This is a genomic window from Burkholderia cepacia complex sp. TUM26381, assembly GCF_057439935.1.
Genome location: NZ_CM172006.1, coordinates 2,063,542 through 2,087,805, shown reverse-complemented (window position 1 = coordinate 2,087,805; position 24,264 = coordinate 2,063,542). Strand labels below are relative to the sequence as shown.

Below are 24,264 nucleotides of genomic sequence, written 5' to 3'. Positions count from 1 at the left end.
CGGCGCGGGAATAAACTCGACGCAGCAACGGTATGGTCATCGAGCGTGCACGTTGCCGGTCTGTCCGGGCGCCGTGCGCGGAACGGGCGCGGCATCGGCCGCCGGGACCAGGGAGGCCATGTGGGGCAAGCCGGACAGGCGGTCGATGAACGGGCGGCAGACGATGCGGTTGCGCGCGGCGAGCGGTTTCGCGCGCTCGTGCTGCCGCATCTCGACGCCGCGTATAACCTCGCGCGCTGGCTGAGCGGCAACGCCGGCGACGCGGACGACGTCGTTCAGGACGCGTGCATGCGCGCGCTGCGCTTCGTCGATTCGTGTCGCGGCGACAACGCGCGGCCGTGGCTGCTGACGATCGTGCGCCATACCTGGTACACGGAGTGGCGGCGTCGCACGCATGCGCACGAGGTCGCGCTGCCCGATACGCTCGACGACACCGACGTGCCCGACGACTGGCAGCCGGCGACGGAGGATCCGCTGGCGCACTTGCTGCGCGGCGAGAACGTGCGGCTCGTGAACGCGGCGCTCGCGAAGCTGCCGCCCGAATACCGCGAGGTGCTCGTGCTGCGCGAGATGGAGGACCTGAGTTACCGCGAGATCGCGGCGATCGCGGACGTGCCGGTCGGCACGGTGATGTCGCGGCTCGCGCGCGGCCGGCGCAAGCTCGCCGCGCTGCTGGGCGGCGCGCCGGCACCGGCGCCCGAAGGCAGGCCGGGCCGTACGCCGGCCGGCGGAACCGCATCGGAGGCTATCGATGGACTGTAACGAAGCGCGAGCGTTGCTGGACGCGGACGTCGACCGCGAGCTGTCGGCGCCCGATGCGTTGCGGGTCCAGCAGCATGTCGAAGGGTGCGACGCGTGCCGCCGCGAACGCGCGCGGATCGTCACGCTGGTGCAGGCCGTGCGGCAGGCCGATTATCACCGTGCGCCGGATGCGCTGCGGGCGAGCATCCTGGCGAGCCTGCCGGCAGCGGCCGACGCGCCCGTTCGCGAGCCGGCGCGGGCAGAGCCGCCGCCCGAGCGTCAAGCGCAGCCGAAGCCGCGGCCGCGCAGCCGCGGCTGGTTTCCCTGGCTGGCGGGGCGGGGCGGGTCGACACGGCCGGCCGTGGCCGGCGGCGGGCCGCGCGCCGCGGCATTGCCCGGGCTCGGCTGGGGCGTCGCGCTGCTGGTGGCGCTCGCGGCGGCGGGCGGGATGACGTTGTCCGCGCGCCACGCGGACACCGACCGCACGGTCGACGAACTCGTCTCGAGCCACGTGCGGGCCGACCTGTCGGCGCGCGACATCGACGTGATCTCGACCGACCGGCACACGGTCAAGCCCTGGTTCAACGGCCGGCTCGACTATGCGCCGCCGGTCGAGGATCTCGCGGCGAACGGCTTCGCGCTGGTCGGCGGCCGGCTCGACTACGTCGGGCGGCGCCGTGTCGCGGTGCTCGTCTACCGCTACCGGCAGCACGTGATCGACGTGTACGTGCGGCCGGCCGGGGAAGGGCCCGCGGCACCGTACACGACCGTGTCGCAGGGTTATTCGCTCGACCGCTGGGACGCGGCCGGGATGACGTGGTGGGCCGTGACGGACGCCGAGCCGTCGGCGCTCACGGCGTTCAAGGCTGCGCTCGACACGCGGCTCTCCGGCACGCGCAGCGAGTGACGGCGCGACACCTGTTGCGCCCGGTGCGTGTCCGGCCGACTACCTTCAGACCCCGATAAAACGAACCGACGGGCGGCCGCGTGCACCGGCTCGCCCGTTCAAGTCGTTGAAAACATGGCCGAATCCGCGCGGCAATCGTTGATTGGCCTTGCATGCGCCCCGTAACCGGGTTAGAATCTTCGGCTTCTCACTTGCCACACCGGTTCAGACGCCCGGGTGGCTTTAATCCACAAGGAGTGTGTAATGCGTCATTACGAAATCGTCTTCATCGTGCACCCGGATCAAAGCGAGCAAGTGCCCGCGATGATCGAGCGCTACAAGTCCACGATCACGTCGCACGGCGGCCAGATCCACCGTGTCGAAGACTGGGGCCGTCGCCAGCTGGCCTACATGATCGAGAAACTCGCGAAGGCTCACTACGTCTGCATGAACATCGAGTGCGACCAGACGACGCTCGACGAACTCGAACACGCGTTCAAGTTCAACGACGCCGTGCTGCGTCACCTCATCGTCAAGATGAAGAAGGCCGAAACCGGCCCGTCGCCGATGATGAAGGAAGTTCAGCGCGAAGAAGCCAAGAAGGCGGCTGCAGCTCAGCCGACCGAAGCGCAGGCTTAAGTTCGTCATTCATTAAGCCATCAAGGAGCGCGTCACTCTCGTGAACAGGTTGCAATTGACGGCGAGCGTCGTCGAACGCGCACCGGTGCGATATACGCCGGCAGGTGTTCCGATTGCTAGCGCCACATTGCAGCACCGCACGGAAGTCGTCGAAGCAGGCATCCCCCGCCAGGTCGAAATGACGATTGAGGCAGTGGCGGCCGGTGAGGCGAGCGGCAGGCTGGAAAGTCGTGAAATGGGCGTCGAAACGCTGTTCACGGGCTTCCTGGCCAAGAAAAGCCGTAACGCGAGAACCTTGGTGTTTCACATCACAGCATTGCAGGACATTGGAAAGGACTGAAATCATGCCCCGCCCGACTGGTAAGAAATTCGACAAGCGTCGTCAGCAACAAAACCCGCTCTTCAAGCGCAAGAAGTTCTGCCGTTTCACGGCTGCAGGCGTCGAGCAGATCGACTACAAGGACACGGAAACGCTGAAGGACTTCATCGGCGAAAACGGCAAGATCACGCCGGCTCGTCTGACGGGTACGAAGGCGCACTATCAGCGTCAGCTGGATACGGCCATCAAGCGTGCGCGTTTCCTCGCGCTGCTGCCGTACACCGATCAGCACAAGGCGTAATCAGGCGACGCAATAAGGAGAATTCGAATGCAAATCATTCTGTTGGAAAAAGTCGCCAATCTGGGCAACCTCGGCGATATCGTCAAGGTCAAGGACGGTTACGCTCGCAACTTCCTGATCCCGAACCGCAAGGCTCGCCGTGCAACGAAGGAAGCGATCGCCGAATTCGAAGTGCGCCGCGCTGAACTCGAAAAGATCGCCGCTGAAAAGCTGGCGGCATCGCAGGCAGTCGGCGAGAAGCTGAACGGCCAGTCGTTCGAAGTCACGCAGAAGTCGGGCGTTGACGGCCGTCTGTTCGGCTCGGTCACGAACGGCGACGTCGCAGAACTGCTGAAGAAGGCAGGCTACGAAGTCGAGAAGCTGCAAGTTCGCATGCCGGAAGGCCCGCTGAAGATGATCGGCGAGCACAACGTCCAGGTCGCGCTGCACACGGACGTCGTCGTCGACGTCACGATCAACGTGATCGGCGACCACGCGTAAGCGTACGCAAGCTTTCCGGGCGGCTTCCGTCGTCCGGACAAGGGCAGGCGCCCGGGCAACCGGGGCCTGCCTTTTTTATTGTCCGATCGCTGGCGGCCGGTATGGCGTCGTCCTGTGTAATTCGCGATAATCCCAACCCATGAACGCGCCGCAAGATCCTCAAATCGAATCGCTGAAAGTCCCGCCGCATTCGGTCGAAGCCGAGCAATCGGTGCTCGGCGGGCTGTTGCTCGACAACGCGGCCTGGGACCGGATTGCCGACTTCCTGTCGCAGGGCGATTTCTACCGCTACGACCACCGGATCATCTACGAGCACATCGGCCGCCTGATCGCGTCGACGCGCCCGGCCGACGTCGTGACCGTGTACGAAGCGCTGACCACGTCCGGCAAGGCCGACGACGTCGGCGGGCTCGCGTACCTGAACGCCCTCGCGCAGAACACGCCGAGCGCCGCGAACATCCGCCGCTATGCGGAAATCGTGCGCGACCGTGCGGTGCTGCGCCGGCTCGTGTCGGTCGCCGACGAAATCTCGGCCGACGCATTCAACCCGCAGGGCAAGGAAGTCCGCCAGCTGCTCGACGAAGCCGAATCGAAGGTGTTCTCGATCGCGGAAGACGGCGCGCGCGGCAACCAGGGCTTCCTCGAGATCGGTCCGCTGCTCACGCAGGTCGTCGAGCGTATCGACACGCTGTACCACACCGCGAACCCGAGCGACGTCACGGGCACGCCGACGGGCTTCGTCGACCTCGACCGGATGACGTCCGGGATGCATGGCGGCGAACTGATCATCGTCGCAGGGCGTCCGTCGATGGGTAAGGCGCAGCCGCTCGATGCACGCGTCAGGACACTGGCGGGATGGAAGCGGATGGGCGAGCTGGCGGTCGGCGATGCGCTTGCTTCTGTCGACGGCGGCTCGTCGGTCGTGACGGGCATCTTCCCGCAAGGCGAGCGCCAGGTGTATCGGGTTCGCTTTTCCGATGGTCGCTCGGCCGAATGCTGCGACGAGCACCTTTGGTGCGTCCATTTCCGCGAGTGGGAGAAGCCGCGCGTGCTGTCGACGGCGGAGATCCGCACGTTGCTGACGCGCGAGCGGTACCGGAACCGGTTGTGGGTCGACATGCCGAGCGGTGAGTTCGGTCATCGCGACGCGCTGCCGGTCGATCCGTGGGTACTCGGCGCGCTACTGGGTGACGGTGCGCTCGGCGGTACCGCCGTGCGTTTCAGCGTGAAGGCCGAGGAAACATTGAACCGGATGCGTACGCGCGTCGACGCGTCGCTCGAACTCGAATATGCGGGTCAGTACGACTGGCGCATTAAGCGTCGGCCATCGACGGCAGAGGCCCGACCTTCCGTCAACCCGCTCAAAGCTGCGCTCGAGCAGCTCGGTGTGTGGGGGAAGACGAGCTACGACAAATTCATCCCGCGCATTTACCTCGATGCGGACAAGGATGCCCGACTCGACCTGCTGCGTGGACTGCTCGATGCCGACGGCTGGGTCGAGTCGTGGGGCACGGTGCGCTATTCGACCGCCAGTGCGCAGTTGGCGAACGATGTGTGCGAACTGGCACGTTCGATCGGCGCGTGGTGCCAGATAACCGAAAAGGCGACCAGCTTTACGGTCGACGGCGAACGCACGGCCGGCGCGACGGCCTACATTTGCACGATCAGTCATCCGGATCCGCAGAGCCTGTTCCTGTTCGAGGGCAAGCGCGAGCGGCTCACGGGCGGGCGTACGCGCCGGAAGATGCCGGTTATCACCGGCATCGAGCCGACGCGCCGGACAGCGACGCAATGCATTTCGGTCTCGCATCCGTCGCGGCTGTACGTGACCGACGATTACGTCGTGACCCACAACACTGCGTTCTCGATGAACATCGGCGAATACGTCGCGGTCGAGTATGGGTTGCCGGTCGCCGTGTTCTCGATGGAAATGCCGGGCACCCAGCTTGTGATGCGTATGCTCGGCTCGATCGGCCGGCTCGACCAGCACCGGATGCGGACGGGTCGCCTGACGGACGAGGACTGGCCGAAACTGACGCACGCGGTGCAGAAGATGAGCGAGGCGCAGCTCTTCATCGACGAGACGGGCGGTTTGAACCCGATGGAACTGCGCTCGCGCGCTCGGCGTCTTGCGCGGCAATGCGGCAAGCTCGGCCTGATCATCGTCGACTACCTGCAGCTGATGTCGGGTTCGTCGCAGGGCGAGAACCGCGCGACCGAAATTTCGGAAATCTCGCGATCGCTGAAGAGCCTCGCGAAGGAGCTCGACGTGCCGGTGATCGCGCTGTCGCAGCTGAACCGCGGCCTCGAACAGCGCCCGAACAAGCGCCCGGTGATGTCCGATTTGCGCGAATCAGGCGCAATCGAACAGGATGCTGACGTGATCCTGTTCATTTACCGCGACGAAGTTTACAATCCGGACAGCCCCGACAAGGGCACGGCCGAAATCATCATCGGCAAGCAGCGTAACGGTCCGATCGGCCCCGTTCGGCTCACGTTCCTGGGGCAATACACGAAGTTCGATAATTTTGCAGGGGCGCAGACGTTCTACGGCGAGTAAGGCCGATTGTAAAGTCCTAAATCGCCAAACGTTGTATCCAATCCCGGCGCGCGCATGTGCGCGCGTCGCGTCACGACCGAAACCGGTACAATGTCGCCCGTTTTCGTGACAGTAGTTTGACAATCTCTCAGGAATCCCATGTTCGGTCGATTCATGCCCACCGAGGGCAAGTTCTTTGAACTCTTCAACGCGCACGCGAAGCACATCGTTTCCGGTGGCCGCGAGCTCGAACTGCTGATCGACAATCTCGCCGACGCCGAGATTCACAAGCAAAACGTGCAGACCGCCGAGAAGGCCGCCGACAAGCTCACGCACGAGGCGATCGATCTGCTGCACAAGACTTTCATCACGCCGCTCGATCGCGACGAGATCCACAAGCTGATCACGACGATGGACGACATCCTCGACCTGATGGAAGACGTCGCAACGGCCGTGTCGCTGTACGACGTGCGCTCCGTCACGTCCGAGGCGAGCCAGCTCGCGCATATCGTCACGCAGTCGGCCCAGCATGTGCAGCAGGCGGTCGGGTTGCTGTCCGACATGAAGCAGTCGGCACAGATCCTCAAGCAGTGCGAGGAGATCGACCGCTGGGAGTCGGAGGCCGATCGCGTGCTGCGCGCAGCGATGTCGAAGCTGTTCCGCGAGGAAGACGACGTGAAGACGCTCATCAAGCTGAAGGCGATCTACGAGTTGCTCGAAGAGATCACCGACAAGTGCGAGGACGTCGCGAACATCATCGAAGGCATCGTGCTGGAAAACGCCTGAGCGGACCACGATGCATTCGATACAACTCGCCCTATGGATGGTCGCGACGCTGGTGCTCGTCGCGCTCGTATTCGACTTCATGAACGGCTTTCACGACGCGGCGAACTCGATCGCCACCGTCGTGTCGACCGGGGTGCTGAAACCCCAGCAGGCCGTCGTGTTCGCGGCCGCGTTCAACGTGATCGCGTACTTCATCTTCCACCTGAAAGTCGCGCAGACCGTCGGTAAAGGCACGATCGATCCCGAGATCGTCGACCACTACGTCATCTTCGGCGCGCTGGTCGGTGCGATCGGCTGGAACGTGATCACCTGGTACTACGGGATTCCGTCGAGCTCGTCGCACGCGCTGATCGGCGGCCTCGTCGGCGCGGCGCTCGCGAAGTCGGGCTGGAGCTCGCTGAACATCGACGGGCTGCTGAAGACGGTCGCGTTCATCTTCATCTCGCCGCTGCTCGGCTTCATCCTCGGTTCGCTGTTCATGCTCGGGGTGTCGTGGCTGTACTTCCGTACCGCGCCCAGCAAGGTCGACCGGCGTTTCCGCCGGCTGCAGCTGCTGTCGGCCGGCCTGTACAGTCTGGGCCACGGCGGCAACGACGCGCAAAAGACGATCGGCATCATCTGGATGCTGCTGATCGCGAGCGGCTACGCATCGGCCACCGCCGATGCGCCGCCTGCGTGGGTGATCGGCGCGTGCTATCTGTCGATGGGGCTCGGCACGCTGTTCGGCGGCTGGCGCATCGTGCGCACGATGGGCCAGAAGATCACGAAGCTCAAGCCGGTCGGCGGGTTCTGCGCGGAAAGCGGCGGGGCGATCACGCTGTTCATCGCGTCGTTCCTCGGCATTCCGGTGTCGACCACGCATACGATCACCGGCGCAATCGTCGGTGTCGGCGCGACGCAGAAGCTGTCGGCCGTGCGCTGGGGCGTGGCCGGCAACATCGTGTGGGCGTGGGTGCTGACGCTGCCCGCAGCCGCGCTGTTCGCGGCCGGCGGATGGTGGCTCGGTCACCAGATCTTCTGATCGTCCGCAGCCAGATCGACCTGAAATGCGCCGCAAGCCGAAAGGCTGCGGCGCATTTTCTTTTGGAGCGGGGATGGGCGACGGAACGGGCGGGGCGGCGGCAGATGCCGCCAACGTGAATTACCGTCGGGGGGCGGGCAACCGGTCAGTAACTTCCGTTCGCGAATCGCGCAATCGGATCGTCTGCGGTGCTGGTACGCGGGGTGACGGGCGCCGATTGCGTTGACGCACGCAATACCTGCACGGGGGCCGGCTCGATACTGCGCGGAGATGCGGACGCAGTGGCGGGCGGCGGTTCGGCATCGAATGCGGCGGCCTGGGCGGCCGTCAGCGCCGTCGTCGGAATCTGCGTGCCGGACTCCGCCGACGCGGTCGGTGCTGAATTGGCCGTCATCGCGCTCATGCCGTCATTCACCGACGTCGCCTGTTGCCGGGCGGCCTGCATGCGCGTCGGCGGCGGTTCGTACGGATCGGCGGCCGGGGCCGCAGGTGCAACCGCAGCGGTCGTCACAATCGGCGCGGCCGGGGCCACCGGAGCAGGCGCGGGCGCCTGCGTCACTCGCGCTTGCGGCGAAGCATAGGCGGGCGGCCGCGACGCAGCGGCCGTCACGACCACCGGAGCCGGCGCAGCCGCCGGCGGGTTGCGGGGCTCGTCGCGTTTCGCCTCGTAGGTCGGCGCATCGAACGGCGTCGGTGCCGTGCGCGGCGGCGCGACACGGCGAATGCCGTCGAAACGCTTGGCCCAGTACGGGTTCGTCAGGTAGTCGAGCCGCACGGTGCCGCCCGTCGACGGCGCGTTGACGAAGCGCAGCTTGCCGACATAGATGCCGACGTGCGAATGCGGCCGCCCGGTCGTATTGAAGAAAATCAGGTCGCCGGGGGCGATCTCGTCGGGTTCGACCGACACGCCGCGGCCGCTCATGTCGGCGGTCGTGCGCGGCAGGTTCACGTCGGCCGCGCGGCCGATCACGTAGCGCACGAGCCCGCTGCAGTCGAAGCCGCTCGTCGGCGTGTTGCCGCCCCAGCGATACGGGACACCGACGAGGCTCATCGCCTGGATCGAGATTTCTTCCTGGCCGACGCTGTGATCGACGAATTTCGGGAAATTGGCGGGCGCGGGGAACGCGCGCGGCGTCGTGATCTTCATGCCCGACGCGGGACGCGATGCCGACTGCGGCGGCACGCTGGAGCAGGCCGCAAGCAGGGAGACGACGGCAACGGGAACCCAGATTCGAAGCATGGCAAGGCGGGCGAGCGCGGCGCGCTCGCGAATCGTATGACAACAGACAGACCCGATGGTAGACGCTCCGGCGGGGCTTAAGCAACCATTCTTGAGAATTTACTTGAAGTTTCGCGCGTAAACTGCGTTGTTGCGTGACGAAGCGTTACTTTTGTCTTCGACCCCAAATAAAAACGGCGCTCCGGAAACGGAGCGCCGTGTGGCGTCGACAGCCGGCCGACGGGCCGGCTTGCGGTGTTACAGGATGTCCGACGCGTAGTCGGCGAGCCGCGAACGTTCGCCGCGCGCGAGCGTCACGTGGCCGCTGTGGCCCCAGCCCTTGAAGCGGTCGACGACGTAGGTCAGGCCCGAGCTGCCTTCGGTCAGGTAAGGCGTGTCGATCTGCGCGATGTTGCCGAGGCACACGATCTTCGTGCCGGGGCCCGCGCGCGTGACGAGCGTCTTCATCTGCTTCGGCGTCAGGTTCTGCGCTTCGTCGATGATCAGGTACTTGTCGACGAACGTGCGGCCGCGCATGAAGTTCATGCTCTTCACCTTCAGGCGCGAACGGATCAGCTCCTGCGTTGCAGCCCGGCCCCATTCACCGGCAGCGTCGTCGGTCTTCTGCAGCACTTCGAGGTTGTCGTCGAATGCACCCATCCACGGCTGCATCTTCTCTTCCTCGGTACCGGGCAGGAAACCGATGTCCTCGCCGACGGGCACGGTCGCGCGCGTCACGATGATCTCGTTGTAGCGCTTGTCGTCGAGCACCTGCGCGAGGCCGGCCGCGAGCGCGACGAGCGTCTTGCCGGTGCCGGCCTGGCCGAGCAGCGTGACGAAGTCGATCTCGGGGTTCATCAGCAGGTTCAGCGCGAAGTTCTGCTCGCGGTTGCGCGCCGTGATGCCCCACACGTTGTTCTTGTGGTGGCTGTAGTCGCGCAGCGTCTGCAGCAACGCCGTCTTGCCGTTCAGCTCGCGGACGATCGCATGGAACGTCGGCTCGCCGTTCTGCGGCTCGAGATAGACGAACTCGTTGACGAGCATCGACGCGACGAGCGGGCCCGTCACGCGGTAATACGTGGTGCCCGTCTTCGTGTCCTGCCAGCTCTCCATGCCCTTCGCATGCTTGGTCCAGAAGTCCTGCGGCAGTTCGCGCACGCCGGTGTAGAGGAGATCCGAATCCTCGAGCACCTGGTCGTTGAAGTAGTCTTCCGCGGGCAGGCCGAGCGCATGCGCCTTGATCCGCATGTTGATGTCTTTCGACACCAGCACGACCTGACGGTCGGGCCGGTCGCGCTGCAGCGCGCGCACGACACCGAGGATCTGGTTGTCGGCCTTGCCTTCGGGCAGACCCTCGACCGGCGCGATGTCGGCGAGCTTCGTCTGGAAGTACAGGCGGCCGAGCGCCTCGCGGCTGCCGAGGCGCGACAGCGGAATGCCGTCCGAGATCGGGCCGCCGTCGGCGACGAGCGCGTCGAGCGTGCGGCTGACCTGGCGTGCGTTGCGCGCGACTTCCGACATCCCCTTCTTGTGGTTGTCGAGTTCCTCGAGCGTCATCATCGGCAGATAGACGTCGTGTTCCTCGAAGCGGAAGAGGCTGCTCGGGTCGTGCATCAGCACGTTGGTGTCGAGCACGAACAGTTTCTGCAGTTCGGCTTCGGCGGGCTTGCGGCTGCGCGACTTCGTCGCGGCGCCGGCGTCGCGCGCGGGCGCGGCGGCCGGTTTGCCGGCGGCCGGCTTGTCGTTGCGTGCGACGACCGGCGCCGCGGGTTCGACGGGCGCGGGCATCGGCTGCAACAGGGCGGCTGTCTGCCTGGTCTTGCGGCCGCGTGCGGGTGCGGCGTCAGGCGCCGAAGACGCGACGGCACGCAGCGGCGCGGCCGTGTTCGCGGCTTCGATCATCGGTTGGGCCACGCTGGCCGGACCATAGTCACCGGCTGTGGATGCGTCCCCTTCGGCGGATTTCTTCGCGGCTTTCGCGGGCCGCGCTTTCGCCTTGTATTCGTCGGGCGGCAGCAGGCTGCCGAGCTTGCTGGGGGGGGTAGGCAAAGGCATGGTGTCCCTCGGGAGGAATCGTGTCGCATGGCGTGCGCCGCTGATCGCATCCTGCGTGACGTAGACGCATGCAGTTTGCGCGCGGTGGCGCACAGGAAGTTCGTCTAGCCGGTTCGCCTAAGTGTCGATCAGCTCCTCGATGCGGTTAGGGCCGGACCGGGAGGGCCGGCGCGCAATCCATAAAAAAAGCCGCTGCCCCGTCGACAGGGACATGCGGCTCGGCTGGTACCGTCGTGATGCGCGTCAGGTGCCGGGAAGCATCGCAACGGGCACCGGCGCAGCTACGAGAAATATGGGGCGAACTGGCATTCATTGCGGCCCAATATAACGCGCCTCAAAGCGCTTGTACAGCCTTTAGCACGTCGTCCACGTGACCCGGCACCTTGATGCCGCGCCATGCTTGACGGAGCACGCCGTCGGCGTCGATCAGGAACGTCGAGCGCTCGATTCCGCGCACTTCCTTGCCATACATTTTCTTCATCTTGATGACATCGAACAGCGCGCACAGCGCTTCGTCGGCATCGGAAATCAGCGGGAACGGCAGTTCGAGCTTTGCCTTGAAATTGTCATGCGAGCGCAGGCTGTCGCGCGATACGCCGATGACTTCCGCACCGGCTTTCTTGAACTTCGGATAGAGATCGCGGAACTGCAGCCCTTCGGTCGTGCAGCCCGGCGTGTTGTCCTTCGGATAGAAGTACAGGACGAGCTTCTTGCCTTTCAGGTCGGACAGCGAAATGTCGCCGCCCGTGGCCGGTGCGGTGAAATCGGGAACTTGACGGTCAACTTCGACAGACACGTGTTTCTCCTGTTGTTATGGAAAGGCGCCGCTACGGCGGCGCGGTGCGGCAGGGCGTCGCGGCAGCGCGTGGCAACGGCGCTGCGGGCGACGCCGGCTCGCGCGAACTCAGTCGGGCTGGACGATCAGTTCGCCGGAGCGGCCGGGGATTTCGCCCCACGTGACAGGGTACGATGGCAGCGAGTCGCGGTCCAGCGTCGCGTGGTAGTCACCCATCGTCGCAAACGTGTGGCCTTGCGCACGCCAGCCGGCGAGCAGCTGCTCGAACACGGGCGCGAGCTTCTGGCCTTCCAGTTCCGCATGCAGCGTGAACACCTGGTCGTGCGGATTGGTTTCGGTGAACTTGAGGATATGTGCGGCGACGTTGTGCGTGTCGACGCCGTCGATGCCGAGCACTTCGTCGAGCGTCGGCAGCGTGGTCGGCATCTGCACGTGCGACAGCGTGCGGCCGCCGACGACGGGCAGGTACGGCGAATGGCCGCGCCCGTCGGATGCATAGCGCATCCCCCATGCGTCGATCTGCTCGAACGCGGCATCGTTCATCTGCCAGCCGGCCGCGCCGTGCGTGACGGGCGGCGCGCCGAAGATCTCGATGAAGCGCGCGTGACTCTTCTGCATTTCACGCGCGGTCCAGTCGCGATCGCGCCCGCGGACGTTGTCCTGCCAGTACACGTGATCCCACGTGTGGATCCCGCATTCGAAGCCGGCTTCGTGAATCGCGCGCATGTCGGCGATCGCACGGCGGCCGATGTCGGGGCCCGGCAGCAGCACGCCGTACATCAGCTGCTTCAGGCCGTAGTGCTCGACCACCGACGTGCGCGACACCTTCTTCAGGAAGCCCGGGCGGAACACGCGCCGCAGCGCCCAGCCCGTGTGATCGGGCCCGAGGCTGAAGAGGAAGGTCGCGCGCGCACTGAAGCGGTCGAAGATGCGCGCGAGGTTCGGCACGCCTTCGCGCGTGCCGCGCAGCGTGTCGACGTCGATCTTGAGGACGATACGAGCCAAGCGAACGTCCCGGTCAGCCTTGCTGTTCGACGAGCGCGCGCGCGTCGGCGACGTGGCCGCGGTACGCTTCGAAGATGTTGCGCAGCGCGTCGTCGAACGTCGCCTGCGGCGCCCAGCCAAGCTCCTGCATCGTGTTGTCGATCTTCGGCACGCGGTTCTGCACGTCCTGGTAGCCGTTGCCGTAGTAGGCGCCGGACGTCGTTTCGACGAGCTTCACCTGCTTGGCCGAATCGGCGTACTCGGGGTATTCCGCGGCCAGTTCGAGCATCTTGTGCGCGAGTTCGCGAACCGAGAAGTTGTTCTTCGGATTCCCGATGTTGTAGATCTTGCCCGACGCGACGCCGTCCTTGTTCTCGATGATCTTCATCAGCGCGCTGATGCCGTCGCCGATGTCGGTGAACGCGCGCTTCTGCGAGCCGCCGTCGACGAGGCTGATGTTCTCGCCGCGCACGATGTGGCCGAGGAACTGCGTGACCACGCGCGAGCTGCCTTCCTTCGGCGTGTAGATCGAGTCGAGGCCCGGGCCGATCCAGTTGAACGGACGGAACAGCGTGAAGTTCAGGCCTTCCATCCCGTAACCCCAGATCACGCGGTCCATCAGCTGCTTCGAGCACGCGTAGATCCAGCGCGGCTTGTTGATCGGGCCGTAGGTGAGGGCCGATGCGTCCGGATCGAACTGCTCGTCCGAGCACATGCCGTAGACCTCGGAGGTCGACGGGAACACGAGGTGCTTGCCGTACTTGACGGCCGAACGCACGATCGGCAGGTTCGCCTCGAAGTCGAGTTCGAACACGCGCAGCGGCTGCTGGACGTAGGTGGCGGGCGTCGCGATCGCGACGAGCGGCAGGATCACGTCGCACTTCTTCACGTGATACTCGACCCACTCCTTGTTGATCGTGATGTCGCCTTCGAAGAAATGCATCCGCTCGTGGTTGACGAGGTCGCCAAGCCGATCGGTCTGCATGTCCATGCCGAACACTTCCCAATCGGTGGTTTCAAGAATGCGCTTCGACAGGTGATGGCCGATGAAGCCGTTCACACCCAGGATCAGGACTTTTTTTGCTTTCATGAATGACGGGAAGAATGAATGAACTGCGCGAATTCCGCGGGCGTCACGACGGTTTCGCTGCCGTCGCGCTGCTGCCACAGCTCGAGAATGGATAGGGCGCGGCTGTCGCCGCAGACGCCGAATAGCGCATTATCGCTTACGTGCAGGCCGGGCGGCAAATCTGCCGCGGCGGCCGCCGCCGCGCTGCCGGGCGCCGCGAGGCGCGCGCGCGCGATCACGAAGCGCGCGCCGTCGACGTCGGTGAACGCGCCCGGATACGGGGGCGCGACCGCGCGCACCAGGTTGTAGACCTGCGCGGCCGGCTTCGACCAGTCGACGCGGCCGTCTTCGGGCTTGCGCCCGCCGTAGTAGCTGCCGGTCGACAGATCGTTCGGCAGATGCGGCGCCTCGCCCGCGAGCAACGCGGGCAGCGCGCGCCAGAGCGTCTGCTCAGCGGCTACCGTGACCTTGTCGAACACCTGCGTGGCCGTGTCGTCCGGCAGGATCGGCACCGCGGTCTGGCCGACGATCGCGCCCGCGTCGGGCTTTGCGGCCATCTCGTGCAGCGTCGCGCCGGTTTCGGTCTCGCCGTTCAGCACGGCCCAGTTGGTCGGTACCCGACCCCGGTATTTCGGCAGCAGCGAACCGTGCATGTTGTACGCGCCGCGCGGCGCGATCGCGAGCAGGTCCACCGGCAGCATGTGACGGTAGTAGAACGAGAAGATGAAATCGGGCTGCGCATCCGACACCGCGCGGCGCAGTGCCGGATCAGCGGGATCGGCCGGCGTGAGCACCGGAATGCCGTGCTCGGCCGCGACGGACGCGACGCTGCCGAACCAGATGTTCTCGTTCGGGTTGTCCTCGTGCGTGACGACGAGCGCGACGTCGACGCCGCGTGCGAGCAGCACCTGCAGGCACCGCACGCCGACGTTGTGATACGCGAAGACGACCGCGCGCGGCTTCATTGCGCGGCTCCCGGGTGCTTCGCGGCGGCCGGAACCGCCGGCACGCCGTCGTGCTGTTCGAGCACGGCCTGGATCAGGTAGCGCGGACGGGCGCGCACCTGCTGGTAGATGCGGCCGACGTACTCGCCGAGCAGGCCGAGCGCGAAGATGATCACGCCGAGCAGGAAGAACGTGATCGCGAACAGCGTGAACACGCCTTGCACTTCCGCGCCGACGATGAAGCGGCGCACCAGCAGCAGCACGAACAGCGCGGCGGAGCCGAGCGACAGGATCACGCCGATGAACGACAGCCACTGCAGCGGCACGACCGAGAAGCCGGTCACGAGGTCGAAGTTCAGCCGGATCAGGCTGTACAGCGAATACTTCGATTCGCCCGCGAAGCGTTCCTCGTGCGCGACCTCGATTTCGGTCGGCTTCTGCGCGAACGTGTACGCGAGTGCGGGGATGAACGTGTTGACTTCGCCGCACACGTTGATCGTGTCGATGATGCGGCGGCTGTATGCGCGCAGCATGCAGCCCTGGTCGGTCATCTTGATGCGCGTGATGCGCTCGCGCAGCCGGTTCATCATCTGCGACGCCTTGCGCCGCCACAGGCTGTCCTGGCGCTGCTTGCGGATCGAGCCGACGTAGTCGTAGCCCTCGCGCATCTTCGTGATCAGTTTGCCGATTTCCTCGGGCGGGTTCTGCAGGTCGGCGTCGAGCGTGATGACGATCTCGCCGCGCGACTGCGCGAAGCCCGCGAGGATGGCCATGTGCTGGCCGTAGTTGCCGTTGAGCAGCACGATGCGCGTCGTGTCGGGCCGTACGTGGAACTGATCGGCGAGCATGGCGGCCGAGCGGTCGCGGCTGCCGTCGTTGATCAGGATCACTTCGTATGACGTGTCGAGTGCGTCGAGCGCCGGATACAGCCGCGCGAACAGCGCGGCGAGGCCGTCTTCCTCGTTGTACACGGGGATGATGACCGATACTTCGGGCCGGCCGGCGTCCAGGTGCCCGGCGCCCGGATGCCCGGCGCGTGCTTCAAGGTGACTCATGTACGCTTATTTTCCGTATTGTTCGCAAATCTGATTGATGGCGTCGACCACGCGACGCACGTCGTCTTCCGTCATCTGCGTGAACAGCGGCAGCGTGACGGTCGACGCGCCGTACCGTTCGGCGTGGGGGAACATGCCCTCCTTGAAGCCGCGCGCACGGTACAGCGTGAAAAGATGGATCGCCGGGTAGTGGATGCCCGTGCCGATGCCGCGTTCCTTGAGCTGCGCCATGAATTCGGCGCGCGTGATCGTCAGCCGCTCGAGCGGCAGCGTGATCAGGAACATGTGCCAGTTACTGTTCTCGAAATCGGCAACCGGCAGGCCGACGCCGAGCTTCACGGCCGCGCTGCCGTCGAACGCGTCGAAATACGCGCGGGCGAGCACGCGGCGCTGTGCGGTGAAGCGGTCGATGTGCGGCAACTGGCCGAGGCCGACGCGGGCGGCGACGTCGGTCAGGTTGTACTTGCCGCCGAGCACGTCGCAGTCCATCCCGTCGAAGCCGGTGCGCGTGATGCCTTGCAGCCGGTACTTCTGCGCGAGCGTTGCCTCGTCCTCGTTGTTCAGCACGAGCGCGCCGCCTTCGATCGTCGTCAGGTTCTTGTTCGCGTGGAAGCTGAACGACACGATGTCGCCGATCGTGCCGATGCGCTTGCCGTTCCATGTCGAGCCGAACGCTTGCGCGGCGTCTTCGATCACGCGCAGCTTGTGCGCGCGCGCGATCGCGTACAGGCGGTCCATGTCGACCGGCAGGCCGGACAGGAACACCGGGATGATCGCCTTCGTGCGCGGCGTGATCGCCTGCTCGAGCTTGTCGAGATCGATGTTGCGCGTGACGGGATCGATGTCGGCGAACACGGGCGTCGCGCCCGTTTCGATGATCACGTTGCTGGTCGAGACCCACGACGCCGGCGTCGTGATCACCTCGTCGCCGGCGCCGACGCCCGCGATGCGCAGGCCGATCTCGAGCGTGCAGGTGCCCGAATTGAACACGCGGACCGGACGGCCGCCGCAGTACTCGGACAGCGCTGCTTCAAACTTCTGGCTCTGCGGGCCGGTGGTGATCCAGCCCGAGCGCAGCACGTCGACGACGCCCTGGATGGTTTCCTCGTCGATTTCCGGTCGGGTGAACGGCAGAAACGGAGCGGTTGTCTGGCTCATGAACGCGTTGGCCTGTAATGGCGTGTAATAAAAGGGTCGGGCGATCCCGCCCGAAACCGGCATTAAACACCGGTTGGCGGATTCGTACCGTGATTTTTTGTAGGCGGACGCTTAACGCCGCGGGGCGTGCTCAGCTGCGCGCGAGCACGAGCACGCCGATCAGGATGATGCCGATGCCGATGAGCCGCTGGACCGACAGCACCTCGCCGAACAGGTACCAGGCCGCGAACGCGTTGACGACGTAGCCGAGCGACAGCATCGGGTACGCGATCGACACGTCGACCCGCGACAACCCGAGAATCCAGACGACGACGCTCAGCACGTAGCAGCCGAGGCCGCCGATGATCGGCAGCTGGGTCGCGATCTTCAGGCCGACCGGGAGGATGTTCGCACGGCTGAATTCGAAGTGCCCAACGGCGTTGACGCCGGCTTTCAGCAGAAGTTGCGCAACGGCGTTGAGCATCACGCCGGTGACGATGCAGACGAGTGAAACGGGATTCATGCGATGGGCGTCCTTACGATTGCGGTTTCTCGACGATCACGCGGCGGTTGTCGCGCGCGATCACGCGCATCGGCACGCCTTCCTTGACCAGCGCGTCGTACTGGCCGGGCGGCATGATCGCGAGCGCATGGGTTTCCTGCTTCCAGCGCGTGATCCATTCGCCGACGGTCGGAATCCACTTGTTCGGCTCCATCGAGATCCCGAACGCGAGCTCGTCCTGGCGCTGGACCATGATCGTCGTGTGGCCCATATAGAACGGGAACGTGTGGTCGAGCATCTCGATCGAGTAGAACGGCGTGTCGGACGGCAGTTTCGCCAGTTCGGCGCGCACGGCAGGCGCGAGCAGCGCGCCCGAGCTGTAGCGGCCGAACTCGTCGTGCCCGGTGCCGCCGATCGTGCCGAACGCGAGCCACGCGGCGCCGAACGCGGCGATCGCGGCGGCCACGCCGGTGCGGCGGTTCAGCCACGCGGCTGCGAGCGTCAGCGCGGCCGAGACCGCGAGGCCCGCGTACAGCCACATCTGGAACGCGCGGTACAGCGCGTTCGGCGTGCGGGCATCGCCCAGGTACGCGAGGAAGATGATCCCGAACGCCGCGGCGACGAAGAACACGAGGTAGCCGAGCAGGTGGCGGCGGAACCGGTCGGCCGACATCAGCGGCAGGTACGCGCCGATGATCAGCGCGAGCGCCGGCGCGACCGGCAGCACGTACGAGATCAGCTTCGAATGCGACGTGCTGAAGAACAGGAAGATGAACGCGCTCCAGATCAGCAGCACGAGCATCGGCGAGAAGCCGTTCGGCTGGCGCGGCATCCGCAGCGCGTGGCGGATGCTCTGCCACGCGACCGACAGCCACGGCAGGAAGCCGACCAGCAGCACCGGCACGAAGTAGTACAGCGGGCCCGGGCGGTTCTGTTCCGGGGTCAGGTACCGGCGGAACTGCTGGACGATGAAGAAGAAGTTGAAGAATTCGGGGTTGCGCTGCTGGACGAGCACGAACCACGGCGTGACGATCGCGAAGAAGATCACGAGGCCGCTCACCAGGTACAGGCGCTTCCACAGCGCCCAGTCGCGCGCGATCAGCGTATAGAGCACGAGCACGGCGCCGGGCAGGATCAGGCCGACGAGGCCCTTGGACAGCACCGCGAACGCCATCGCGGCCCAGCACGCCCACATCCAGCCGCGCGTCGCGGCCGGGCGCAGCCCGGGCCGCTGCGCGAGCAGCAGCGAGCAGAGCGACAGCGCCATCCAGAACGCGAGCCCCATGTCGAGCGCGTTGAAGTGCCCCATCAGGTTCCAGTACGGCGAGCTCGCGAGCACGACGGCCGCGAGGAAGCCCGACAGCGGATTGAACAGGCGCGCGCCGGTGTAGCCAACGAGCAGCACGCCGGCGAAGCTCGCGACGGCCGTGTAGAGGCGCGCCTGCCATTCGCCGATGCCGAACCACGCGAACGTGAGCGCATTCAGCCAGGTCTGCAGCGGCGGCTTCTCGAAGTACTTGTAGCCGTTGTAGCGCGGCGTGATCCAGTCGCCGGTGACGAACATCTCGCGCGCCATTTCCGCGTAGCGGCCTTCGTCGCTCGGGATCAGGTGGCGCAGCCCGAGCGGCGCGAACCAGACGATCGCGAGCGCGACGAGCAGGAGGACGAGCGTGATGCGATTGAGCGGTAGCCTCGACGGCGTATCGTTCATGGATTTTCAGCCTGTTGGTTGTTGTGACGGGCCGCCGGCGGGTGGCGCCGGAGGCGGGCGGCCTCGCCGGGCCGATCGGAGGGATCGACCCGCTGCGCCGGCCCGAGTTTTACCGCATCGGGGATTAACGTTCAATTAAGAGCGCGGCGGCAACTTTGCGGCCCTCGGCCATCAGAATGTTGTAGGTGCGGCAGGCCGCCTGGAAATCCATCGTCTCGACGCCGATCCGCTTCGCCGTGAGCGCCGCGACGAGCCGCGGGTGCGGGAAGCGTAGCCGCGCGCCGCTGCCGAAGATCACGAGTTCGGGCGTCGGGTCGAGCAGCATCGCGAAATGCTCGGGCGCGAGCGCGTCGAACGACGACACGGGCCATGCCTGGACCGGCGCGCCGGGCAGCACGATGACGCTCGTTTTATGGCGTTCGAGATTGACGTCGACGTAATCGGGGCCGTAGCCGGTGACGGTGTTGAGCGCGCCGCTCGTGTCCTGGTGCAGTTTCAAATCGGTATTCCGCGGTTCCGTAGGGGAATGGTTCGCAGGGCCGCAGCGGCCCGGGGGGCCGGTTTCACGCGCCTGGCCACACGGGGACGCCTGACGGCGCGGGCCCGGCGCGGCTATGGTGCATTGCGAAAGTCGGCCAAAATCCGCTAAATTATAACTTTTTGGTCGCCCCCGGGCGCCACTTGCGTCGTGCGTCGCCACAAGCCGCGTCCGACCGCCCGCTTTTTCCAGTCTAGACAGCGCGCACAGACCGGCCGCTTTCCAGTTTTGATCCCGTCCCCCCGGCCGCAAGGCCAACCCAGGAACCGTGTCGTCGTGAAACCGATTCAGAAGTCGAACAAGCTGCTCAACGTCTGCTACGACATCCGTGGCCCGGTGCTCGAGCACGCGAAGCGCCTCGAGGAAGAAGGCCACCGCATCATCAAGCTGAACATCGGCAACCTCGCGCCGTTCGGTTTCGACGCGCCGGACGAGATCATCCAGGACATGATCCGCAACCTGCCGGCGTCGTCCGGCTATTCGGATTCGAAGGGCGTGTTCTCGGCGCGCAAGGCCGTGATGCACTACACGCAGGAAAAGGGCGTCGTGGGCGTCGGCCTCGACGACATCTACATCGGCAACGGCGCGTCCGAGCTCATCGTGATGGCGACCCAGGCGCTGCTGAACGACGGCGACGAAGTGCTGCTGCCCGCGCCCGACTACCCGCTGTGGACGGCGGCGGTGAGCCTGTCGGGCGGCACGCCCGTGCACTACGTGTGCGACGAGCAGAACGCGTGGATGCCGGATCTCGACGACATCCGCAGCAAGATCACGCCGAACACGAAGGCGATCGTCGTGATCAACCCGAACAACCCGACGGGCGCGCTTTATTCCGACGAATTGCTGCTCGAGCTGCTCGAGATCGCGCGCCAGCACGGGCTGATCGTGTTTGCCGACGAGGTCTACGACAAGATCGTCTACGACGGCCTCGAGCACACGGCGATGGGGGCGCTGTCGGAGGATGTGATCACCGTCACGTTCAACAGCCTGTCGAAGAGCTATCGCTCGTGCGGCTACCGCGCGGGCTGGATGGCCGTATCGGGCCTCGGCGGCGACAACCGCCGGCGCGCGAAGGATTACCTCGAGGGGCTCGGCATCCTGTCGTCGATGCGCCTGTGCGCGAACGTGCCCGGGCAGTTCGCGATCCAGACGGCGCTCGGCGGCTACCAGAGCATCAACGAGCTGATCGTGCCGAGCGGGCGCCTGTACAAGCAGCGCGAGCTTGCGTACGACATGCTGACGTCGATCCCGGGCGTGACCTGCGTGAAGCCGCAGGCCGCGCTGTACATGTTCCCGCGCCTCGACCCGAAGCTTTACCCGATCCAGAACGACCAGCAGTTCATTCTCGACCTGTTGCTCGAGGAGCGCGTGCTGCTGGTGCAGGGCACGGGATTCAACTGGGCGACGCCGGACCACTTCCGCGTGGTCTTCCTGCCGAACCTCGACGACCTGACCGATTCGATCAACCGGATTGCACGCTTCCTCGACGGCTACCGCAAGCGCCATTCGGTGTGAGCGGTCAAGGCCACACGGAATTCACTACTTCTTACTCATCGATCACACGCAGCATGGAACCGATCAAAGTTGGCCTGTTGGGCTTCGGCACTGTGGGCAGCGGCACCTTCACGGTGCTGCGCCGCAACCAGGAAGAAATCAAGCGACGCGCGGGGCGCGGCATCGAGGTGGCGCGCATTGCCGTGCGCAACCCGGCCAAGGCGCAGGCTGCGCTCGGCGGTGACGCCGCCGTCGCGCAGATCACCGACGACTTCAACGCCGTCGTCGACGATCCGTCGATCGCGATCGTCGCCGAGATGATCGGCGGCACGGGCATCGCGCGCGAGCTCGTGCTGCGCGCGATCGCGAACGGCAAGCACGTCGTGACGGCAAACAAGGCGCTGCTCGCGGTGCACGGCACCGAGATTTTCGAGGCCGCGCGCGAAAAGGGCGTGATGGTTGCGTTCGAAGCGGCCGTCGCCGGCGGCATCCCGATCATCAAGGCGCTGCGCGAAGGCCTGACCGCGAACCGCATCCAGTACATCGCGGGCATCATCAACGGCACGACCAACTACATCCTGTCGGAAATGCGCGATCGCGGGCTCGACTTCGCGACCGCGCTGAAGGCCGCGCAGGAGCTTGGGTACGCGGAAGCCGACCCGACCTTCGACATCGAAGGCGTCGACGCCGCGCACAAGGCGACGATCATGAGCGCGATCGCGTTCGGCGTGCCGGTGCAGTTCGACCGTGCGTACGTCGAAGGCATCAGCAAGCTCGATGCGACCGACATCCGCTACGCGGAAGAGCTCGGCTACCGGATCAAGCTGCTCGGCATCACGCGCCGCGCCGAAAACGGCATCGAGCTGCGCGTGCACCCGACGCTGATCCCGGAAAAACGCCTGCTCGCGAACGTCGAAGGCGCGATGAACGCCGTCGTCGTGCACGGCGATGCGGTCGGCACGACGCTGTACTACGGCAAGGGCGCGGGCGCTGAGCCGACCGCATCGGCCGTGGTCGCGGATCTCGTCGACGTCACGCGCCTGCATACGGCCGACCCGGAGCATCGCGTGCCGCATCTCGCGTTCCAGCCGGACAGCCTGTCGAACACGCCGATCTTGCCGATCGAGGAAGTGACGAGCGGCTATTACCTGCGCCTGCGCGTCGCCGACCAGACCGGCGTGCTGGCCGACATCACGCGCATCCTCGCCGCATCGGGCATCTCGATCGACGCGCTGCTGCAGAAGGAGTCGGAGCAGGTCGACGACGCGAACGGCGAAACCGACATCATCCTGATCACGCACGAAACGGTCGAGAAGAACGTCAATGCGGCGATCGCGCAAATCGAGAGCCTCGCGACGGTCGTGTCGAAGGTGACGAAGCTGCGCATGGAAGCGCTGAACTGAGGACGGAAGGCGACATGAACTACATCTCCACGCGCGGCGCCGGCATCGGCGAGCGCCATACGTTCTCCGACATCCTGCTCGGCGGCCTCGCGAAGGACGGCGGGCTCTACCTGCCGGCCGAATACCCGAAGGTGTCCGCCGACGAGCTCGCCCGCTGGCGCGCGCTGTCGTACGCGGATCTCGCGTTCGAGATCCTGTCGAAGTTCTGCGACGACGTGCCGGCCGACGACCTGCGCGCGATCACGCGCCGCACGTATACGGCCGACGTGTACAGCAACACCCGCCACGGCGAGAACGCGTCCGACATCACGCCGCTGAAGACGCTCGGCACCGAGAACGGTGCAGCGCTGTCGCTGCTCGAACTGTCGAACGGCCCGACGCTCGCGTTCAAGGACATGGCGATGCAGCTGCTCGGCAACCTGTTCGAGTACACGCTCGCGAAGCACGGTGAAGCGCTGAACATCCTCGGGGCGACGTCGGGCGACACGGGTAGCGCGGCCGAGTACGCGATGCGCGGCAAGGCCGGCGTGCGCGTGTTCATGCTGTCGCCGCACAAGAAGATGAGCGCGTTCCAGACGGCACAGATGTTCAGCCTGCAGGATCCGAACATCTTCAACCTCGCGGTCGAAGGCGTGTTCGACGATTGCCAGGACATCGTGAAGGCCGTCTCGAACGATCACGCGTTCAAGGCGCAGCAGAAGATCGGCACGGTCAACTCGATCAACTGGGCACGCGTCGTCGCACAGGTCGTGTACTACTTCAAGGGCTACTTCGCAGCGACGCAGTCCAACGACGAGCGCGTGTCGTTCACGGTGCCGTCGGGCAACTTCGGCAACGTCTGCGCGGGCCACATCGCGCGGATGATGGGGCTGCCGATCGCGAAGCTCGTGGTCGCGACCAACGAGAACGACGTGCTCGACGAGTTCTTCCGTACGGGCGCGTATCGCGTGCGCAGCGCCGAGAACACGTATCACACCAGCAGCCCGAGCATGGACATCTCGAAGGCGTCGAACTTCGAGCGCTTCGTGTTCGACCTGCTCGGCCGCGATCCGGCGCGCGTGATGCAGCTGTTCCGCGATGTCGAGGAGAAGGGCGGTTTCGATCTCGCGGCGAGCGGCGATTTCGCGCGCGTCGCCGAGTTTGGCTTCGTGTCGGGCCGCAGCGGCCACACCGACCGGATCGCGACGATCCGCGACGTGTTCTCGCGCTACGACACGATGATCGATACGCACACGGCCGACGGCGTGAAGGTCGCACGCGAACATCTGGACGCAGGCGTGCCGATGGTCGTGCTCGAGACGGCTCAGCCGATCAAGTTCGGCGAGACGATCCGTGAAGCGCTCGATCGCGAGGCCGAGCGGCCGGCCGCATTCGACGGGCTCGAGGCGCTGCCGCAGCGCTTCGAGGTCGTGAAGGCCGACGCGCAGCAGGTGAAGGACTTCATCGTCGCGCACACGGGCGCATGACGCACGGCCGGGCCCGCGGGCCCGGCGGCGCAGGACGGCCGGAATGCCGATTCGTCGAACGGATCGGGGTTCCGGCCGTTTCGTTTGGCGCCCGGGCATTGCCTGTCGCGCGAAACAAGTGCCAGACCCGCACGTTCGCACCGATCACAGTTTTCGCATGTCCGCCATATCGCGCGCCC

Annotated in this window: 23 protein-coding genes and 1 pseudogene; 13 read left to right on the top strand and 11 right to left on the bottom strand. The window is 65.7% G+C overall.

What is annotated here, in order from left to right:
* The first annotated feature begins 120 nt into the window (after positions 1–120).
* The 9 genes from ACWMMN_RS09755 to ACWMMN_RS09715 all read left to right on the top strand — a co-directional run bounded on the left by ACWMMN_RS09755 (position 121) and on the right by ACWMMN_RS09715 (position 7,712).
* Positions 121–762 carry an RNA polymerase sigma factor gene (locus tag ACWMMN_RS09755; protein WP_059233966.1) on the top strand — a complete coding sequence of 214 codons (642 nt, stop codon included), beginning with the start codon at positions 121–123 and terminating at the stop codon, positions 760–762.
* Positions 752–1,648 (top strand): anti-sigma factor family protein, encoded by an 897-nt coding sequence (locus tag ACWMMN_RS09750; RefSeq protein WP_059233967.1) that lies wholly within the window; start codon positions 752–754, stop codon positions 1,646–1,648. Before ACWMMN_RS09755 ends, ACWMMN_RS09750 begins: the two co-directional genes overlap by 11 nt.
* A gap of 243 nt (positions 1,649–1,891) precedes the next feature.
* On the top strand, positions 1,892–2,266 hold the full coding sequence (rpsF, locus tag ACWMMN_RS09745; RefSeq protein WP_004193673.1) for a 30S ribosomal protein S6: 375 nt from the start codon (positions 1,892–1,894) through the stop codon (positions 2,264–2,266).
* Between the two features lie 40 nt (positions 2,267–2,306).
* Entirely contained in the window at positions 2,307–2,606 is a 300-nt protein-coding gene (gene priB, locus ACWMMN_RS09740; protein ID WP_034188684.1) for a primosomal replication protein N, read from the top strand.
* A gap of 4 nt (positions 2,607–2,610) precedes the next feature.
* Positions 2,611–2,886, top strand: a complete 276-nt coding sequence (rpsR, locus tag ACWMMN_RS09735) for a 30S ribosomal protein S18 (protein WP_006486248.1) — start codon at positions 2,611–2,613, stop codon at positions 2,884–2,886.
* 27 nt (positions 2,887–2,913) lie between these two features.
* Positions 2,914–3,366: a 50S ribosomal protein L9 gene (rplI, locus tag ACWMMN_RS09730; protein WP_059233968.1), complete on the top strand. Its 453-nt coding sequence runs from the start codon at positions 2,914–2,916 to the stop codon at positions 3,364–3,366.
* A 139-nt stretch (positions 3,367–3,505) separates the two neighbouring features.
* Positions 3,506–5,926 carry a replicative DNA helicase gene (gene dnaB, locus ACWMMN_RS09725; RefSeq protein ID WP_059233969.1) on the top strand — a complete coding sequence of 807 codons (2,421 nt, stop codon included), beginning with the start codon at positions 3,506–3,508 and terminating at the stop codon, positions 5,924–5,926.
* 138 nt (positions 5,927–6,064) lie between these two features.
* The gene (locus ACWMMN_RS09720) at positions 6,065–6,691 is read left to right on the top strand and encodes a DUF47 domain-containing protein (RefSeq protein ID WP_034188683.1); all 627 of its coding nucleotides are present in this window, start codon (positions 6,065–6,067) and stop codon (positions 6,689–6,691) included.
* A gap of 10 nt (positions 6,692–6,701) precedes the next feature.
* Positions 6,702–7,712 (top strand): inorganic phosphate transporter, encoded by a 1,011-nt coding sequence (locus ACWMMN_RS09715; RefSeq protein ID WP_059233970.1) that lies wholly within the window; start codon positions 6,702–6,704, stop codon positions 7,710–7,712.
* A gap of 145 nt (positions 7,713–7,857) precedes the next feature.
* On the opposite strand, the gene ACWMMN_RS09710 is transcribed toward ACWMMN_RS09715, so the two are convergent.
* Together ACWMMN_RS09710 and ACWMMN_RS09705 are read right to left on the bottom strand one after the other, a co-directional pair.
* Positions 7,858–8,952, bottom strand: coding sequence for a C40 family peptidase (locus ACWMMN_RS09710; RefSeq protein WP_486422620.1), 1,095 nt, complete (start codon positions 8,950–8,952; stop codon positions 7,858–7,860).
* 237 nt (positions 8,953–9,189) lie between these two features.
* Positions 9,190–10,986 (bottom strand): PhoH family protein, encoded by a 1,797-nt coding sequence (locus tag ACWMMN_RS09705; RefSeq protein WP_059233972.1) that lies wholly within the window; start codon positions 10,984–10,986, stop codon positions 9,190–9,192.
* Between ACWMMN_RS09705 and ACWMMN_RS09700 the strand changes: the two are divergent.
* Positions 10,882–11,135, top strand: a pseudogene (locus ACWMMN_RS09700) (hypothetical protein); the annotation flags it as partial. The gene ACWMMN_RS09705 and the pseudogene ACWMMN_RS09700 sit on opposite strands and share 105 nt — an antisense overlap.
* Positions 11,136–11,320: 185 nt before the next feature.
* On the opposite strand, the gene ACWMMN_RS09695 reads toward ACWMMN_RS09700, so the two are convergent.
* From ACWMMN_RS09695 to ACWMMN_RS09655, 9 genes are all read right to left on the bottom strand, one after another.
* Positions 11,321–11,782: a peroxiredoxin gene (locus ACWMMN_RS09695; protein ID WP_034207483.1), complete on the bottom strand. Its 462-nt coding sequence runs from the start codon at positions 11,780–11,782 to the stop codon at positions 11,321–11,323.
* 108 nt (positions 11,783–11,890) lie between these two features.
* Complete coding sequence (locus tag ACWMMN_RS09690; RefSeq protein ID WP_256084972.1) at positions 11,891–12,787, bottom strand: polysaccharide deacetylase family protein; 897 nt, start codon at positions 12,785–12,787, stop codon at positions 11,891–11,893.
* 13 nt (positions 12,788–12,800) lie between these two features.
* Entirely contained in the window at positions 12,801–13,856 is a 1,056-nt protein-coding gene (locus ACWMMN_RS09685) for a bifunctional UDP-4-keto-pentose/UDP-xylose synthase (RefSeq protein ID WP_059233974.1), read from the bottom strand.
* Positions 13,853–14,800: a formyltransferase gene (locus ACWMMN_RS09680; RefSeq protein ID WP_174994140.1), complete on the bottom strand. Its 948-nt coding sequence runs from the start codon at positions 14,798–14,800 to the stop codon at positions 13,853–13,855. The genes ACWMMN_RS09685 and ACWMMN_RS09680 overlap by 4 nt, the downstream gene beginning before the upstream one ends.
* A complete protein-coding gene (locus tag ACWMMN_RS09675) occupies positions 14,797–15,834 on the bottom strand; it encodes a glycosyltransferase (RefSeq protein WP_174994139.1) in 1,038 nt (345 codons plus the stop codon). The genes ACWMMN_RS09680 and ACWMMN_RS09675 overlap by 4 nt, the downstream gene beginning before the upstream one ends.
* A 6-nt stretch (positions 15,835–15,840) precedes the next feature.
* Positions 15,841–16,992, bottom strand: a complete 1,152-nt coding sequence (locus ACWMMN_RS09670; protein WP_486422619.1) for a DegT/DnrJ/EryC1/StrS family aminotransferase — start codon at positions 16,990–16,992, stop codon at positions 15,841–15,843.
* A gap of 130 nt (positions 16,993–17,122) precedes the next feature.
* Positions 17,123–17,494 carry an SMR family transporter gene (locus ACWMMN_RS09665; protein WP_059233978.1) on the bottom strand — a complete coding sequence of 124 codons (372 nt, stop codon included), beginning with the start codon at positions 17,492–17,494 and terminating at the stop codon, positions 17,123–17,125.
* 13 nt (positions 17,495–17,507) lie between these two features.
* Positions 17,508–19,184, bottom strand: a complete 1,677-nt coding sequence (locus tag ACWMMN_RS09660) for a glycosyltransferase family 39 protein (RefSeq protein ID WP_174994138.1) — start codon at positions 19,182–19,184, stop codon at positions 17,508–17,510.
* Positions 19,185–19,308: 124 nt separating this feature from the next.
* Positions 19,309–19,683 (bottom strand): Mth938-like domain-containing protein, encoded by a 375-nt coding sequence (locus ACWMMN_RS09655; RefSeq protein ID WP_486422618.1) that lies wholly within the window; start codon positions 19,681–19,683, stop codon positions 19,309–19,311.
* 315 nt (positions 19,684–19,998) lie between these two features.
* Between ACWMMN_RS09655 and ACWMMN_RS09650 the strand changes: the two genes are divergently transcribed.
* From ACWMMN_RS09650 to thrC, 3 genes are read left to right on the top strand one after another with little or no spacing between them, the layout of a single operon-like run.
* Entirely contained in the window at positions 19,999–21,237 is a 1,239-nt protein-coding gene (locus ACWMMN_RS09650) for a pyridoxal phosphate-dependent aminotransferase (protein WP_059233980.1), read from the top strand.
* Positions 21,238–21,290: 53 nt separating this feature from the next.
* Positions 21,291–22,619, top strand: a complete 1,329-nt coding sequence (locus ACWMMN_RS09645) for a homoserine dehydrogenase (protein ID WP_059233981.1) — start codon at positions 21,291–21,293, stop codon at positions 22,617–22,619.
* A 14-nt stretch (positions 22,620–22,633) separates the two neighbouring features.
* Positions 22,634–24,085: a threonine synthase gene (gene thrC / locus ACWMMN_RS09640; protein ID WP_059233982.1), complete on the top strand. Its 1,452-nt coding sequence runs from the start codon at positions 22,634–22,636 to the stop codon at positions 24,083–24,085.
* Positions 24,086–24,264: the final 179 nt, after the last annotated feature.

Bases quoted from the DNA above. Each gene is read 5' to 3' on its own strand.
- ACWMMN_RS09750 (WP_059233967.1), top strand. From the start codon at position 752: ATGGACTGTAACGAAGCGCGAGCGTTGCTGGACGCGGACGTCGACCGC.
- rpsF (WP_004193673.1), top strand. From the start codon at position 1,892: ATGCGTCATTACGAAATCGTCTTCATCGTGCACCCGGATCAAAGCGAG.
- rpsR (WP_006486248.1), top strand. From the start codon at position 2,611: ATGCCCCGCCCGACTGGTAAGAAATTCGACAAGCGTCGTCAGCAACAA.
- rplI (WP_059233968.1), top strand. From the start codon at position 2,914: ATGCAAATCATTCTGTTGGAAAAAGTCGCCAATCTGGGCAACCTCGGC.
- dnaB (WP_059233969.1), top strand. From the start codon at position 3,506: ATGAACGCGCCGCAAGATCCTCAAATCGAATCGCTGAAAGTCCCGCCG.
- ACWMMN_RS09720 (WP_034188683.1), top strand. From the start codon at position 6,065: ATGTTCGGTCGATTCATGCCCACCGAGGGCAAGTTCTTTGAACTCTTC.
- ACWMMN_RS09715 (WP_059233970.1), top strand. From the start codon at position 6,702: ATGCATTCGATACAACTCGCCCTATGGATGGTCGCGACGCTGGTGCTC.
- ACWMMN_RS09710 (WP_486422620.1), bottom strand. From the start codon at position 8,952: ATGCTTCGAATCTGGGTTCCCGTTGCCGTCGTCTCCCTGCTTGCGGCC.
- ACWMMN_RS09705 (WP_059233972.1), bottom strand. From the start codon at position 10,986: ATGCCTTTGCCTACCCCCCCCAGCAAGCTCGGCAGCCTGCTGCCGCCC.
- ACWMMN_RS09685 (WP_059233974.1), bottom strand. From the start codon at position 13,856: ATGAAAGCAAAAAAAGTCCTGATCCTGGGTGTGAACGGCTTCATCGGC.
- ACWMMN_RS09680 (WP_174994140.1), bottom strand. From the start codon at position 14,800: ATGAAGCCGCGCGCGGTCGTCTTCGCGTATCACAACGTCGGCGTGCGG.
- ACWMMN_RS09675 (WP_174994139.1), bottom strand. From the start codon at position 15,834: ATGAGTCACCTTGAAGCACGCGCCGGGCATCCGGGCGCCGGGCACCTG.
- ACWMMN_RS09670 (WP_486422619.1), bottom strand. From the start codon at position 16,992: ATGAGCCAGACAACCGCTCCGTTTCTGCCGTTCACCCGACCGGAAATC.
- ACWMMN_RS09665 (WP_059233978.1), bottom strand. From the start codon at position 17,494: ATGAATCCCGTTTCACTCGTCTGCATCGTCACCGGCGTGATGCTCAAC.
- ACWMMN_RS09660 (WP_174994138.1), bottom strand. From the start codon at position 19,184: ATGAACGATACGCCGTCGAGGCTACCGCTCAATCGCATCACGCTCGTC.
- ACWMMN_RS09645 (WP_059233981.1), top strand. From the start codon at position 21,291: ATGGAACCGATCAAAGTTGGCCTGTTGGGCTTCGGCACTGTGGGCAGC.
- thrC (WP_059233982.1), top strand. From the start codon at position 22,634: ATGAACTACATCTCCACGCGCGGCGCCGGCATCGGCGAGCGCCATACG.